The following is a 796-nucleotide window of genomic DNA, read 5'->3' on the forward strand; positions in this document are numbered from 1 at the left end:
TAGCTTCCCCTCCTTTATTGCCTACTTGTTTGTATAGAGGTAAAGCTTGATTGTAGTAATTGATTGCAAGTTGTTTTTCTCCTAAGTCATCGTAGACATAGCCAATATTATTGAGAGTGGTAGCTTCCCCTCCTTTATTGCCTACTTGTTTGTATAGAGGTAAAGCTTGATTGTAATAATTGAGTGCTGTTTGTTTTTCTCCTAAACTATTGTAGACATAGCCAATATTATTGAGAGTGGTAGCTTCCCCACCCCGATCGCCTACTTGTCGCCTGAGAGGTAAAGCTTGATTGTAGTAATTGAGTGCTGTTTGTTTTTCTCCTAAACTATTGTAGACAACGCCAATATTATTGAGAGTGCCAGCTTCCCCTCGTTTATCCCCTACTTGCTGAAGTATAGGTAAAGCTTGATTGTAGTAATTGAGTGCTGTTTGTTTTTCTCCTAAACTATCGTAGACATAACCAATATTATTGAGAGTACCAGCTTCCCCTCGTTTATCCCCTACTTGTCGCCTGAGAGGTAAAGCTTGGTTTAAGAAAGTCAGTGCTGTTTGTTTTTCTCCTAAACTATCGTAGATACGGCCAATATTATTGATCGTGGTAGCTTCCCCTCCTTTATTACCTAATTGCTGAAATATAGGTAAAACTTGATTGTAGTAATTCAGTGCAAGTTGTTTTTCTCCTAAGCTAGAGTAAACAAGGCCAATATTATTGAGAGTAGTAGCTTCCCCTTCTTTATCCCCTACTTGTTTGTATAGAGGTAAAGCTTGCTTGAAGAAACTCAGTGCTGTTTGTTT

1 protein-coding gene is annotated in these 796 nt (G+C 38.4%); it reads right to left on the minus strand.

What is annotated here, in order from left to right:
- A partial coding sequence (locus tag ACP6PL_RS20905; protein ID WP_426547203.1) for a tetratricopeptide repeat protein occupies positions 1–796 on the minus strand: 796 nt, incomplete at both ends.

This window comes from Dapis purpurea BLCC-M126 (genome assembly GCF_050015975.1).
Classification (GTDB): Bacteria; Cyanobacteriota; Cyanobacteriia; order Cyanobacteriales; family Microcoleaceae; genus Trichodesmium.